The organism is Streptomyces sp. NPDC097640 (genome assembly GCF_040302705.1).
GTDB lineage: Bacteria > Actinomycetota > Actinomycetes > Streptomycetales > Streptomycetaceae > Streptomyces.
On sequence record NZ_JBEOSB010000023.1, the window covers coordinates 173703 to 189788 of the forward strand.

The following is a 16086-nucleotide window of genomic DNA, read 5'->3' on the forward strand; positions in this document are numbered from 1 at the left end:
ATCTGCGTACGCCCGCCTCGTTCAACACCGTGATGGCGTCGGCGAACCGTACGGTCGCCCGCACATGCTCGACCCAGTAGTCCGCCGAGCACATATCCGCGTCCCCGGCAGGCTCACCCGTCAGCGTGGACACCAAAGGAATCGCCGGGGGCCGGTAGGACAGCCCCTCGGCCACGGTACGGAACTCGTCCAGCATCGGATCCATCAGCGGGGAATGGAACGCATGCGACACCCGCAACCGACTCGTCTTCCGCCCCTCCGCGGCAAACCGCTCCGCGATCTCCAGCACCTGCCGCTCCGCCCCGGACACCACCACCGAACCAGGACCGTTGACCGCGGCAATCGACACCTCATCGGACAGCAGCGGCACCACCTCATCCTCGCTCGCCTGCACCGCCACCATCGCGCCGCCCTCAGGCAACCCCTCCATCAACCGACCTCGCGCCACCACCAACGCACACGCGTCCGCCAGCGAAAACACCCCAGCCGCATACGCAGCAGCAATCTCCCCAACCGAATGCCCCACCAGATAATCCGGAACAACCTCCCAGGACTCCAGCAGCCGGAACAACGCGACCTCAACCGCAAGCAGAGCGGGCTGGGTGAACTCGGTACGGTCGAGCAGCTCTGCTTCCGGAGTATCGGCCTCGGCGAACAGAAGCTCACGCAGAGGACGGCCCAGATGCTCGTCCAACTCCTCAACAACGGCGTCGAGCGCATCCGCGAACACCGGGTAACGGCCAGCCAGTTCACGCCCCATACCGGGGCGCTGACTGCCCTGACCGGTGAAAAGGAACGCAGTAGCGCCGGGCCGCGGAGCCACCGAACCGTACACCACATCGGCCCTGGGCTCCCCTCCTGCCACAGCGGCCAGACCCTGCAACGCACCGTCCCGGTCATGCGTCAGCAGCACGGCACGGTGCCCGAAACCCGACCGCGACGACGCCAAGGAGAGGGCGACATCGCCCCTGCCCCATCCGGGTCGACCGGCGAGGTGGGAACGGAGCCGCTCCGCCTGGGCACGCAACGCCGGCTCCGTCTTGCCCGAAATCAGCAGCGGTACGACAACAGGCCCGGTCGGCTCCTCGACGACCGGAGCGACCGGCTCGGACGGGACGTGCTCCAGGATCACATGCGCGTTCGTGCCGCTGATGCCGAACGAGGAGACACCAGCCCGGCGCACCCGCGCCACCTCGGGCCAAGTCCTGTGTTCGGTCACCAACTCCACAGCGCCGGCTGACCAGTCCACATGAGTGGACGGCGCCTCCAGATGGAGCGTCCTGGGCACCTGCCCATGACGCATCGCCATCACCATCTTGATGATGCCCGCAACACCCGCCGCCGCCTGCGTATGACCGATGTTCGACTTCACCGAGCCCAGCAGCAGCGGACGATCCCCGTCCCGATCGCGACCGTATGTGGCCAGCAGCGCCTGCGCCTCGATCGGGTCACCCAGCCTCGTCCCCGTACCGTGCCCCTCCACCACATCCACATCCGAAACGGACAGCCCACCACTCGCCAGCGCCTGCCTGATCACCCGCTGCTGCGACGGACCGTTCGGCGCGGTCAGACCGTTCGACGCACCGTCCTGGTTCACCGCCGAACCCCGGACCACAGCGAGCACCTCGTGCCCGTTCCGCCGCGCGTCCGACAACCGCTCCAACACCACGACACCCACACCCTCGGACCAGCCCACACCATCAGCCGCATCCGAAAACGCCTTGCACCGACCATCCCCCGACAACCCCCGCTGCCGCGAAAACTCCACAAACGCGGCAGGCGTCGACATCACCGTCACACCCCCCGCCAACGCCAACGAACACTCACCCGACCGCAACGCCTGCCCCGCCAGATGCATCGCCACCAAAGACGACGAACACGCCGTATCCACGGTCACCGCCGGGCCCTCCAGGCCCAGGGTGTACGACACCCGACCCGACACCACACTGCCCGCGCTGCCGCTGGTCTGATAGCCCTCGAGTTCCGGACCGCGCAGCAAGGTGCCGTAGTCGTGGTACATCACCCCGGCGAACACGCCCGTCCGACTGCCCCGCAGCGACACCGGATCGATCCCGGCCCGCTCGAACGCCTCCCACGACGCCTCCAGCAACAACCGCTGCTGCACATCTGTCGCCAACGCCTCACGCGGACTCAACCCGAAAAACGCCGCATCAAACTCCCCCGCGTCATGCAGAAACCCACCCTGCCGCGTATACGACGTGCCCGCGTGGTCCGGATCCGGGTCGTACAGCCCCTCCACATCCCAGCCCCGGTCGGTCGGGAAGCCCGAGACGGCGTCCTCGCTGCCGAGCACCAGCCGCCACAGGTCCTCGGGGGAGCGCACTCCACCCGGGTAGCGGCAGGCCATCCCCACGACCACCACCGGGTCATCGGCGACAGGGGCGGGGACGTGCGTGGCGTGGGCCGTGTTCCCCTCCTCCGCCGTGTCTGTCTCTTCCGGGCCGAGCAGTTCCTCCAGCAGGTAGCCAGCGAGTGCCTCGGCGGTCGGGTAGTCGAAGACGACGGTCGCGGGCAGCCGGAGGCCCGAGGCGGCGCCGAGCCGGTTGCGCAGCTCCACCGCCGTCAGGGAGTCGAAGCCCAGGTCCTGGAAGGCGCGTGTCGGGGCCACGATGTCCGCCGTCGCGTGTCCCAGCACCAGCGCCACCTGCGTACGGACCAGGTCGAGCGCCGCCTCCGAGCGCTCCGTCCGCGGCAGGGCGGCCAGCCGGTGCACGAGGGAGGCGGAGGCGCCAGGCCCAGTGGCCGCCGAGCGGCGGACGGGGGTACGGATGAGCCCTCGCAGCAGCGGCGGCACTTGGCCGCGCGCCCGCAGCGCGGGCAGGTCGAGCGGTACGGGCAGCAGGACGGGCTCCGACGCGGCGAGGGCGGCGTCGAACAGCGCCACGCCCCGCTCGGCCGGCAACGCGGGCATGCCCTCCCGGGCCAGGCGGCGCATGTCCGCCTCGGTCAGGGTGCTGGTCATCCCTCCCGCCCGGGTCCACGGCCCCCAGGCCAGCGACAGCGCGGGCAGCCCCGTGGCGCGCCGGTGTTCCGCCAGCGCGTCCAGGAAGGCGTTGCCGGCCGCGTAGTTGGCCTGGCCCGCGCCGCCGAAGGTGCTCACCACCGACGAGAAGGTGATGAACGCGGCCAGGTCCAGGTCGCGGGTCAGTTCGTGCAGATGCCAGGCGGCGTCCGCTTTCGGGCGCAGCACGGCGGTCATGCGCCGCGGGGTGAGGGTCTCGATGACGCCGTCGTCCAGTACGCCCGCCGTGTGCACCACCGCCGTCAGCGGGTGGCTCCGCTCCACACCGGCCAGCAGCTCGGCCAGGGCGTCGCGGTCCGCGATGTCGCAAGAGGCCACGGTCACCCGGGCGCCGAGGGCGGTGAGTTCGGCGGCCAGTTGGTCGGCGCCCTCTGCGGCGCGGCCGCGGCGGCTGGCCAGGAGGAGGTGCCTGACCTGGTGTTCAGTGACGAGATGGCGGGCCAGTACGCCGCCCAGCCCCCCGGTCCCGCCGGTGATGAGCACGGTGCCTTCGGGGTCCCAGTCGGCGCCGGGCCCGCCGGGTACGGACACCCGGGCCAGCCGGCCGACACGGACCGCGCCGTCGCGGATCACCAGCTGCGGCTCGGCGCTGCCGAGGGCCCCAGTCAGCGCCGCCGCCGACTCGGGCATGTCGTCGAGGTCGACGAGGACGAAGCGGTCGGGGTGTTCCGCCTGCGCCGAGCGCACCAGGCCCCAGGCCGTCGCGGCCGCCACGTCGTGGGCGCCTGGCGGGTCCCCGGCGGCCCCTCGGGTGATGAACACGAGCCGGGACCCAGTCAGGCGTTCCTCCTCGGCCAGCCAGGTCTGCACATGCGTCAGCACCTGGGCGCTGAGGTCGTGAGCGGTGGCAACGACGTCGTCGGCCGCTCCGGCGAGCGCGATGAGTACGGCGCCTGGTACGGCGGACTCGTCCCCGGCCTCCCTGGCCGCCTCGGCTGCCAGGGCCACCTGGGCGAGGTCGGCGTACGCGCGTACGGCGTGGCCCGCGGCCTCGAACGTTCCGGCGAGCCGGAGGGGGTCGGGGCCGACCACGGCCAGCGGCCCCGGGCCAGTGGGGGGATCGGCGTGGTCGGCGGTGGCGGCCGTCCAGTCGAGCCGGAACAGGGAGTCGCGCTCCGCCGCGCCTGCTGCGGTGTTCAGTTGCCCGGCGGACAGGGACCTCAGCGCCAGGGAGCCGACGGTGGCCACCGGGGCGCCGGAGGTGTCGGCGAGGTCGAGGGACACCGCGTGGGGACCGGCCGGGGCGAGCCGGATCCGGACGGCCCTGGCGCCGCTCGCGTGCAGGGTGACGTTCTGCCACGAGAATGGCAGGGCCGTGGGCGGTATGTCCCCGTCGAGCAGCGCCACCGCGCGCAGACTGGAGTCGAGCAGCGCCGGATGCAGCCCAAAGCCTTCGGCGTCCTCCGCTTCCGCCCCGAGCGTGGCACCGTCCCCGGCGTCGGGGAATCCGACCTCCGCGAAGACCTCCGCGCCGCGCCGCCATGCCGCGGTGAGCCCCTGGAAGAGGGGGCCGTAGCCGAAGCCGTCCTCCGCGAGCCGGTCGTACAGGCCGTCCAGCGCGATGGGCACCGCCCCCGTCGGTGGCCACTGAGCCGCCTCAAACGCGGTGTCGGGCGCGGTGACGTGCGTACCGGTGGCGAGCACGCCGTCGGCGTGCCGGACCCACTCCTGGCCGACCGCTCCATCAGGCCGCGCGGACACCGTCACCGGGCGGCGGCCGGCCTCGTCAGCGGCGCCGACCCGCAGCTGCACCTGGATCGCGCCCTGTTCGGGGAGCGCCAGTGGCGCGGCGAGGGTCAGCTCCTCCACCCGGTCGCAGCCGACCTCGTCACCGGCGCGGATCGCCAGTTCGAGGAACGCGGTGCCGGGCAGCAGCACGGCGCCCGCGACGGCGTGCTGTGCCAGCCATGGGTGTGTCCGTGATGAGAGCCTGCTGGTGAACAGCGCTCCCTCGCCGTCGGCCAGTTCCACGGCGGCCCCGAGCAGCGGGTGGTCCGCGGAGCCCAGCCCGGCAGCGGTGATGTCACCCGCCGGGCTCGACAACGCGGACGGCCAGTAGCGCTCGTGCTGGAAGGCGTACGTCGGCAGCTCGACGCGGCGCGCGCCACGTCCGTCGGCGCTCCCCGCCAGGAACGCGGCCCAGTCGGGGGACGTGCCGCGCACATGCAGCCGGGCGAGCGCGGTGGCCGCTGACAGCTCCTCGGGGCGGTCGCGGCGCAGCAGCGGTATGAGGGCCGCTTCGGTGGTCAGGGAGTCCCTGGCCATGGCGGAGAGTACGCCGTCGGGGCCGATTTCGAGGAAGGTGTCGACGCCCGCGCTTTCGAGTGCCCGGACGCCGTCGGCGAAGCGTACGGCGGCCCGGGCGTGGCGTACCCAGTAGTCCGCGGAGGCCGGCTCGTCGTCGGTGACGGGTGTTCCGGTCACCATGGACACCATGGCGATCCTCGGCGCGTGGTAGGTCAGTCCCTCGGCCACCGCCCGGAAGTCGTCCAGCATGGGGTCCATCAGCGGGGAGTGGAAGGCGTGCGAGACCGCCAGCCGCTTGGTCCTGCGCCCGCGCGCGGCAAGTTGGTCCGCCACGTCCCGTACGGAGTTCTCGTCACCGGCGACGACGACGGCTTCGGGGCCGTTGACGGCGGCGATGCCGATCAGGTGTTCGCGGCCCGCCAGCAGCGGAGCGACCTCGTCCTCGGTGGCCCGGAGCGCCACCATGGCGCCGGCCACGGGCAGGGCCTGCATCAGCCGGGCGCGTGCCGCCACCAGGGCGCAGGCGTCCGGCAGGGTGAGTACACCTGCCGCATGTGCCGCCGCGATCTCCCCGATCGAGTGTCCGGACACGAAGCGGGGTGTGACGCCCCAGGACTCCACCAGCCGGAACAGCGCCACCTCGACCGCGAACAGGGCGGGCTGGGTGAACTCGGTACGGTCGAGCAGCTCTGCTTCAGGGGTGTCGGCCTCGGCGAACAGAAGCTCACGCAGAGGACGGCCCAGATGCCCGTCCAACTCCTCAACAACGGCGTCGAGCGCAGCCGCGAAGACCGGGTAGCGGTCGACCAGTTCACGTCCCATACCGGGGCGCTGACTGCCCTGACCAGTGAAAAGGAACGCAGTGGCGCCAGGCCGCGGAGCCACCGAACCGTACACCACATCGGCCCTGGGCTCCCCTGCTGCCAGAGCCGCCAGACCCTGCAACGCACCGTCCCGATCATGGGTCAGCAGCACGGCACGGTGCTCGAAACCCGACCGCGACGACGCCAACGACAGCGCCACATCGGCCCTGCCCCACCCGGACCGACCGGCGAGGTGGGAACGGAGCCGCTCCGCCTGGGCACGCAACGCCGGCTCCGTCTTGCCCGAAACCAGCAGCGGCACCACACCCGGCCCGGTCGGCTCCTCGACAACCGGAGCGACCGGCTCGGACGCGACGTGCTCCAGAATCACATGCGCGTTGGTCCCGCTGATGCCGAACGAGGAGACACCGGCCCGGCGCGCCCGCGCCACCTCGGGCCACGTCGTGCGCTCGGTGATCAGTTCCACGGCACCCGCAGACCAGTCCACATGAGTGGACGGCGTCTCCAGATGAAGCGTCCTGGGCACCTCCCCATGGCGCATCGCCATCACCATCTTGATGATGCCCGCAGCCCCCGCCGCCGCCTGCGTATGACCGATATTGGACTTCACCGACCCCAGCAACAACGGCCGCTCACGCCCCTGCCCGTACGTGGCCAGCAGCGCCTGCGCCTCGATCGGGTCGCCCAGCCTCGTACCCGTGCCATGCGCCTCCACCACATCCACATCCGCCACGGACAAACCGGCACTCGCCAACGCCTGACGGATCACCCGCTGCTGCGACGGACCATTCGGCGCCGTCAAACCGTTCGACGCGCCGTCCTGGTTGACCGCCGAACCCCGCACCACGGCCAGCACCTCATGACCGTTTCGCCGCGCATCCGAGAGCCGCTCCAACACCAGCATGCCGACGCCCTCCGACCAGCCGGTGCCGTCGGCGGCGTCGGAGAAGGACTTGCAGCGGCCGTCGGAGGCCAGGCCGCCCTGGCGGTCGAAGTCGACGAAGGTCTCCGGGGTCGCCATGACGGTGACACCGCCCGCGAGCGCCAGCGAGCACTCCCCCGAACGCAGCGCCTGCGCGGCCATGTGCACGGCGACCAGCGAGGACGAGCACGCGGTGTCGACGGTGACGGCCGGGCCCTCGAGCCCCAGGGTGTAAGCCACCCGGCCCGACGCCACGCTGCCTGACGTGCCGTTGACCACGAAGCCGCGCAGGGCCTCGGGCAGGCCGTCCCCGGCCGTCGGGTAGTCGTGGTACATCACTCCGGCGAACACGCCGGTGGCGCTTCCCTTGAGCGTCAGCGGGTTCACCCCGGCGTGTTCCACGGCCTCCCACGAGGTCTCCAGCAGGAGACGTTGCTGCGGGTCGATGGCGAGCGCCTCGCGTGGGGAGATGCCGAAGAAACCCGCGTCGAAGTCGCCCGCGTCGTGGAGGAACCCTCCGACGTGGACGAAGGGCGCGTCCGGGAGTCTCCAGCCCCGGTCGTCGGGGAAGTCGGAGATGCCGTCGCGGCCTTGTGCCGTCAGCTCCCACAGCTCCTCGGGGGAGCTCACTCCGCCCGGATAGCGACAGGCCATTCCCACGATGACGATCGGATCCCCGGTCACGGCGGGGGCGGTGGCCACCGGCCGGGTGGCGGTGGTGCCCTGCCCGCGCTCGCAGAGGAAGTCCGCGACGGCCGCGGGGGTGGGGTGGTCGAAGATGAGGGTGGTGGGCAGACGTACGCCCGTGGTCTCGGTGAGCCGGTTGCGCAACTCCACCGAGGTCAGCGAGTCAATTCCGAGGTCCTGGAAGGTCAGGGACGGGTCCACTGCCTCGTCGGAGGGGTGGCCGAGCACCGCGGCGACCTCGGCCCGCACCAGCCGGGACACCGCGTCGGCGAGGTCGGGCCCGGTCAGCCCGGCCAGCGGGCCGGACCCCGGGTCCGGCGCACCGGCCGCCACCGCGCGCCGTACCGGGGCGGGCACCAGAGTGCGGAAGGCGGCCGGCACGGTGCTCCGGGCGCGCAGCGCCGCGCGGTCCACCCGGGCCGCGACCACGGCCGTTTCGCCCGCGGTCCGCGCGGCGTCGAACCAGGCCAGTCCCTGGTCTACGGCAAGTGGGGGCAGGCCGGCCCGTGCCATGCGGCGCATCTCGGCGTCCGTGAGGGTGCTCGTCATGCCGGTGTTCCGGGGCCACGGGCCCCAGGCGATGGCCAGGCCCGGCAGTCCCTGGGCGGCCCGCCGCCGGGTGAGGGCGTCCAGGAACGCGTTCGCCGCGGTGTAGCTGCCCTGGCCGGCGTTTCCCAGGACGCCGAACACGGAGGAGAACACGATGAACGCGGTGAGGTCATGGTTCCGGGTGAGCTCGTGCAGATGCCACGCACCGGCCGCCTTCGGCCGGAACACCGTGTCCAGTCGCTCCGCGGTCAGCGCCTCGATCAGCCCGTCGTCGAGCACACCGGCGGCGTGCACCACACCGGTCAGCGGGTGTGCCGCCGGGATGTCGTCGATCAGCCGGGCGACGGCGGCGCGGTCCGCGACATCGCAGGTAGCGACGGTGACCTCGGCGCCCAGCCGCGTCAGTTCCGCCGTCAGGTCGTCGGCGCCTTCGGTGGCGCGGCCACGGCGTCCGGCCAGGACGAGGTGGCGCACGCCATGGGCCCCGGCCAGGTGCCGGGCCACCTGTGCGCCCAGCCCGCTCAGCCCGCCGGTGACGAGGACGGTGCCCTCGGTGTCCCAGACAGCCTCCGGGCGGGGCTCGGCGACCGGCTCCGAGGGGCGCGCGGGGGCCAGCCGGGGCGTCAGCAGGCGGCCTTCGCGTACGGCGAGCTGCGGTTCGTCCAGCTCCAGCGCCGCGCGCAGCGGCCCAGCCGCGGGCGGGACATCCGTGCTGTCGAGGTCCAGGAGGACGAAGCGGCCGGGGCTCTCGTGCTGGGCGGAGCGGACCAGCCCCCACACCGCCGCGCCCACCAGGTCGGGCGAGGCGTCGGCGTCCGTCGCGACCGCGCCCCGCGTCACGAACACCACCGCAGGCGTGTTCTCGGGCCCGTCCGCGTCCCTCAGGTGTTGCTGCAACCGGTCGAGCACCGCCGAGGTGGCGGCGCGCACCGCGTCGAGCACGTCGTCCTCGGCCGCGGTCCCGGCGGGTGCGGCGACCGGGACCAGGACCACATCGGCCGGTGCCGTCGCCTCGTCGACCACGTTCTCGCCCGCGGCTCGCAGCGCGTCGGCCAGCCCCCAGGTGTCCGGCCCGGCCACCGCCCACCGCAGGGCGCGCTCGTCCGGGGCCGGTGGCGCGGCGTCCACCCAGTCCAGGCGCAGGAGCGGTTGCCCGGCCCGGCCGCCACCGTCGGGCGTGAACGGAAGGAGGGCCAGCGAGCGTACGGAGGCCACCAGCCGGCCCTCCGCGTCGGCGACGGTCAATGTGACCGCGTCGTCGCCCGCGCGGCTCATCCGGACCCGCAGCACCGAGGCGCCCGAGGCGTGCAGCGACACCTCGGTCCAGGCGAACGGCAGCCGTGCGCCCGCGGAGTCGTCGAGCCCGGTGTACGAGACGATGTGCAGCGCGGCGTCGAGCAGGGCCGGGTGCAGTCCGAACGCGGCGGCGTCGCCCGCGATGTGCTCGGGCAGGGCCACCTCGGCCAGCACGGCGTCCTCGGTGTGCCAGAGCGCGCGTACGCACCGGAAGGCCGGGCCGTAGTCGAATCCGGCCGCGCTTCGCCGCTCGTAGAAGCCGTCGAGGTCGAGCGGCGTGGCGTCGGCCGGTGGCCATGCCCGGCCGTAGGGCCATCGATCGGCCGCGCCGGGCCCGTCGGCCGTGTCCGGACGGTCCGGCTCGCCCGGCCACCCGGGTGCGTCGGGCGGCGCGAGCACGCCGGTGGCATGCTGAACCCACGGCGAGTCGGGCGCGTCGTCGGGGCGGGAGTAGATGCCCAGGGTCCGGCAGCCGGTGTCGTCGGGCGGGCCGAGGGCCACCTGGACGGGGACGCCGCCGTGAGCGGGCAGCACCAGGGGCGCGGTCAGGGTGAGTTCACGCACCCGGCCGCAGCCGGCCTCGTCCCCCGCCCGGACCGCCAGCTCCACGAACCCGGTGCCGGGGAAGAGCACCTGTCCGGCCACCACATGGTCGGCCAGCCAGGGTTGGGCCGTCGTGGACAGGACGCCCGTGCACAGCAGCCCTCCGGTGTCCGGGAGCGCCACGACCGCGCCCAGCAGTGGGTGTTCCGGCCGGTCGAGGCCCGCCGACACGACGTCGGCCGTTCCGGTCGGCCGCCCGGCCCAGTAGCGCTCGCGCTGGAACGCGTACGTCGGGAGCTCCGCCCGCCGCGCTCCGGCTCCGGCGAACAGGGCGGGCCACTGCACGGGGACGCCGTGCGTGTACAGCCGGGCCAGGGCGGACACGGCGGCGAGTTCGTCGCCGTCCTCGCCACGGTCCGTGCGGAGCATCGGCACCGCGATGACCCCGGGTAGCTCGGCGAGGTTCTCCCCGGTCAGGGCCGCGAGCGTCGCGTCCGGGCCCAGTTCCAGGAAGGCCCGGGATCCGGTGGCGGCCGCCGCGCCGATCGCCTCGGCGAACCGCACCGGGCGTACGACATGGTCCACCCAGTAGTCAGGTGTGCTGATCCGTGTCGCGTCGACCGGCTCGCCGGTGACCGTCGAGACGATGGGGATGCGCGGCTCATGGAAGGCGAGCCGCTCGACCGCCGCCCGGAAGTCCGCCAGCATCGGGGCCATCAGCGGGGAGTGGAACGCATGGCTGACCCGCAGCCGCCTGGCCTTCCGGCCCCGCGCCTCGAAGTGGGCCGCGATGTCCGCCACGGTCTCCTCGTCGCCGGAGAGGACCACCGCGGACGGGCCGTTGACCGCCGCGAGCTGCGCTCGGTCGGCGCGGCCCGCCAGCAGCGGCTCCACCTCGTCCTCGCCCGCCCGCAGCGCCACCATGGCCCCGCCCGCCGGCAGCGCCTGCATCAGCCGGCCACGCGCGGCCACCAGGGCACACGCGTCGCCGAGTGACAGCACACCGGCCACATGCGCGGCGGCGATCTCGCCGATCGAGTGGCCGACGAGGAGCTCGGGGAGGATCCCCCAGGACTCGGCCAGCCGGAACAGCGTCACTTCGAGGGCGAACAGCGCGGGCTGCGCGTACTCGGTACGGTCGAGCGCCTCGGCGTCCTGACCGAACATCACCTCGCGCAGCGGCCGGCCCAGCTCGCCGTCCAGCAGCGCACACACCTCGTCCAGTGCGCGGGCGAAAACGGGGAAGCGGTCGGCAAGCTCGCGGCCCATCCCGACGCGCTGTGCGCCCTGGCCGGCGAACAGCAGCGTCAGGGGGCGCGCGGCCGCGGCGACGCCCCGTGCCGCCTCCACCACGCCGTCCGGCGTGGCCAGCAGCACCGCGCGGTGCTCCAGCTGCGCGCGGGTCGTGGCGAGGGAGTAGCCGATGTCGAGCGCCGAGGCGTCGGTGTCCGCCACGAAGGAGCGCAGCCGGTCGAGCTGGGCGCGCAGCGCGGCGTCGGTCCGTCCCGACACCGGCCAGGGCACGGCGCGGGGGGCGGTCTCGGGTGTCGTCCTCGGGGGCGCGGGTTCCGCGGTGGCGGCCGGTGGCGGCTCGTGCGGTGCCTGCTCGACGATGACGTGGGCGTTGGTGCCGCTGATGCCGAACGAGGACACTCCGGCGCGGCGCGGGCGCTCCGCCTCCGGCCACGGTGTCGGCTCGGTCAGCAGCTCCACCGCGCCCACCGTCCAGTCCACATGTGACGAGGGGGCGTCCACGTGCAGTGTTCTGGGGAGTGTGCCGTGGCGCATGGCCATGACCATCTTGATGATGCCCGCGACGCCCGCCGCGGCCTGGGTGTGGCCGATGTTGGACTTGACGGACCCGAGCAGCAGCGGACGGTCCTGTGCCCGGCCCTGGCCGTAGGTGGCCAGGATCGCCTGGGCCTCGATGGGGTCGCCCAGCCGGGTGCCGGTGCCGTGTGCCTCGACGGCGTCGACGTCCGCGGGGACGAGTCCCGCTCCGGCCAGCGCCTGGCCGATGACCTGCTGCTGGGATACGCCGCTCGGCGCGGTCAGCCCGTTCGACGCGCCGTCGGAGTTGACCGCCGAGCCGCGCAGCACCGCCAGGATCCGGTGGCCGTTGCGGCGGGCGTCCGACAGCCGCTCCAGCACCAGCATGCCCACGCCCTCGGACCAGCCCGTGCCGTCGGCGGCCTCCGCGAACGCCTTGCACCGGCCGTCCTCGGACAGCCCGCCCTGCTTGGCGAACTCCACGAAGATGCCGGGCTCGGACATCACGGTGACGCCACCGGCCAGGGCCAGCGAGCACTCGCCGCCGCGCAGTGCCTGGGCCGCCAGGTGGAGGGCCACCAGCGACGAGGAGCACGCGGTGTCGACCGTGAGCGCCGGTCCGCGCAGTCCGAGCGTGTAGGCGACCCGGCCGGAGAGGACGCTGGGCGAGGTGCCGGTCAGCACATAGCCCTCGGCGTCGCCGGTCGCCTCGTGCAGCCGCGGGCCGTAGTCCTGGGCCATCGCGCCGACGAACACTCCGGTGCGGCTGCCGTGCAGGGACGAGGGCGCGATCCCCGCCCGCTCGATCGCCTCCCAGGTCACTTCGAGCGCCAGCCGCTGCTGGGGGTCCATGGCGAGGGCTTCCCGGGGCGAGATCCCAAAGAGCGCCGCGTCGAACCGGTCGGCGTCGTACAGGAAGCCGCCCGGGCGTTCCGTGGCCAGCACCTCGGACGGCCATCCGCGGTCGGCGGGCATCGCGGACACGGCGTCCACCTCGTGGGCCACCAGGTCCCACAGCGCCTCGGGGGAGTCGGCCCCGCCCGGGTAGCGGCAGCCCATGCCCACGATGACCACCGGTTCGTCGGCCGGGGCGGCGGGGGCCCGGGGCGGGGCCTCGCGGGTGCCGGTGGCACCGCCGGGTGTGGCATCGCCGGGGTCGGTGGCCAGCCGGGCGGCGATCCGGTCCGGCGTGGGGTGGTCGAACAGCACGGTATCGGGCAGTCGCAGACCGGTGGCGGACCTCAGCCGGGCCACGAGTTCCACGGTCATCGTGGAGTCGAAGCCGAGTTGCTTGAACGTCAGGCTCGTGTCGACCCGCTCCGGTTCGGCGTAGCCGAGCACCATGGCGGTCTCGGCCCGCACCAGGCGCGCCATGTCGGCGCGAGGCTCGCGGGCGGCCGGCTCCGGCTCCGCGGGGGCGGGTGCCGTACCGGGTACGGGCTCGGGCGCGGTGGTGCTTGCGATGGCGTGGCCCGCCGGTTCTTCCAGTTCTTCCAGCCAGTGACGTTCCCGCTGGAAGGCGTACGTGGGCAGCGGCACACGCCTGCCGCCCCTCTGGGCGAAGTACGTGTCCCAGGCCACCGGGGCGCCGTGGACATGCAGTTCGGCCATGGCGGTCAGGACCGTAAGCGACTCGTCGCTGCCGGGGCGCAGCGTCCTGACGACCGCGGCGGGCGCACCCGTCTCTCTTGTGTCTGCGGTGTTCCAGTCGGGGTGGTCGAGGCATTCCCGGGTCATCCCGGTGAGCACCCCGTCCGGGCCCAGCTCCAGGAACGCGCCGACGCCCCGGTCCCGCAGGGTGCGTACGGTGTCGGCGAAGCGGACGGTCTCGCGGGCGTGCCGCGCCCAGTACTCGGCGGAGCACAGCTGCTCGGCGGTCGCGGGTTCGCCGGTGAGGTCGGACACCACGGGAATCCGGGGCGCCGCGAGGGACAGCCCGGCCACGACCCGGCGGAAGTCGTCGAGCATGGCGTCCATGCGGGGCGAGTGGAACGCGTGCGAGACCCGGAGGCGCTTGGTCCTGCTCCCCAGCGCGGCGAAGTGTGCGACGACGTCCTCGACCGCCCCCTCGTCGCCGGCGACGACCACGGACTTGGGGCCGTTGACCGCGGCGAGGGAGATCTCGTGTTCGCGGCCGGCCAGCAGCGGACGCACCTCGTCCTCCGGGGCCCGGACCGAGGCCATCGCGCCGCCGGTGGGCAGCGCCTGCATCAGCCGGCCGCGCGCGGCCACCAGGGCGCAGGCGTCGGCGAGGGACAGCACACCGGCCACATGGGCGGCGGCGACGGCCCCGATCGAGTGCCCGGCCACGTAGTCGGCGGCGGTGCCCCAGGATTCCAGCAGCCGGAAGAGGGCCACCTGGAGGGCGAACAGCGCGGGCTGGGTGTAGGCGGTCCGGTCCAGGAGTTCGGCGTCGTGGGTGCCTGTCGGCGCGAACATCACCTCACGGAGCGGCCGTTCGAGGTGTTCGTCCATCCGGGCGCAGACGTCGTCCAGCGCCTGTGCGAACACCGGATACCGACGGTACAGCTCCTGGCCGGCTCCGGCCCGCTGAGAGCCCTGGCCGGAGAACAGGAAAGCGGTCGTGGCCGTAGCCGTGGAGCGCGCCGAGCCCTGGATCGCGCCGCTGCCGGGGACGCCTTCGGCGAGCGCGGTCAGGGTGCGCAGTGCGCCGTCCGGGCGCCGGGCGAGGACCACGGCGCGGTGGTCGAAGGTGGCCCGCGTCGTGGCCAGGGAGAAGCCCACGTCCACCAGCTCCGGGCCGCCCTGTCGGGTCACCTGGGCCGCGAGCCGGGCCGCCTGCGCGCGCAGCGCGTCCGGTGTCCTGCCCGACAGCAGCCACGGCACGGCGCCGGGCTCGGTGCTCTCGCCCGTCCTGTCCTCCGGGAGGTCCGCGGGCGGTCCGGCCGCGGCGGGCGTGGTGGACCCGATGGGCGCGGCGTCCGAAACGACGAGGTGGCAGTTGGTGCCGCCCATGCCGAACGAGGACACCCCGGCGAGGATCGGCCCGTCGTGGCCGGGCCAGGGGCGCGCCTCCGACACCACGTCGAGGCGCCACTCGTCGAAGCGGATCCGCGGGTTGGGCCGCTCGAAGTTCAGGCTCGCGGGCAGTGTCTGGTGGTGGAGCGAGAGGGCGACCTTCAGCAGCCCGACGATGCCCGCCGCGCCCTCCAGGTGGCCGACGTTGGTCTTCGCGGAGCCGACGAGCAGCGGCTCGTCGGCGGGGCGGCCGTCCCCGTACACCGCGCCGAGGGCCTCGGCCTCGACGGGGTCGCCGACGCGGGTGCCGGTGCCGTGCAGCTCCACGTACCGTACGGCGGTCGGGTCGGCGCCCGCGCGGCGGCAGGCCGCGCGCAGCACGGCCTGCTGTGCCCGCGGGTCGGGGATGGTCAGGGCCTCGCCGCCGCCGTCGTTGTTGACCGCGCCGCCCTCGATGACGCAGTAGATCTCATCGCCGTCGGCCACGGCCCGCGCCAGTGGCTTGAGCAGGACGAGCCCGCCGCCCTCGCCTCGGACATAGCCGTTGGCGCGCTCGTCGAAGGTGAAGCACCGGCCGTCCGGGGACAGTCCGCCGAACCGCGCCGCGGCCTGTGTGCTGTCGGGCGTGAGGTTCAGCTGGACGCCGCCGGCCAGCGCGGCGCGGGACTCGCCGCGGCGCAGGCTTTCGCAGGCGAGGTGGACGGCGACCAGGGACGACGACTGGCCGGTGTCGACCACCAGGCTGGGGCCGCGCAGGCCGAGGAAGTAGGAGACGCGGTTGGCGATGATGCCGCGGTTCAGTCCGGTGAGAGTGTGGTGGCCGATGCCCTCGACGCCCCGGCGCCGGTCCAGGGTGCCGTAGTCGTCGGCGGTCACGCCGACGAACACGCCGATGTCGCCGCCGTGGACGGAGTCCGGTGGCAGACCGGCGTCCTCGAGCACCTCCCAGCCCAGCTCCAGCATGAGGCGCTGTTGCGGGTCCATCGCCCGGGCCTCCCGTGGGGAGATCCCGAAGAACTCGGCGTCGAAGCGGTCGACGTCCTCCAGATAGCCGCCGTGGCCGTGGTGGCCACCGTGGCGGCCGCGGGGCGGCTCGGACACCGCGCTCACCCCGTCGCGGAGCAGCTCCCAGAACCGCGCGGGGTCCGGCGCGGACGGCAGTCGGCAGGACAGCCCGACCACCGCGATGGCGTGATCCCGGTGCGTACCGGGGCGGTCGGCAGGAC

General features: G+C 73.6%; 1 protein-coding gene (cut by a window edge). It reads right to left on the reverse strand.

What is annotated here, in order from left to right:
* Positions 1-16042, reverse strand: partial view of an SDR family NAD(P)-dependent oxidoreductase gene (locus ABTY62_RS32030; protein ID WP_352132929.1) — the 5' portion only. It extends 13646 nt beyond the left edge of the window; the window shows 16042 of its 29688 coding nt (coding positions 1-16042); its start codon is at positions 16040-16042; its stop codon lies beyond the left edge, outside the window.
* Positions 16043-16086: the final 44 nt, after the last annotated feature.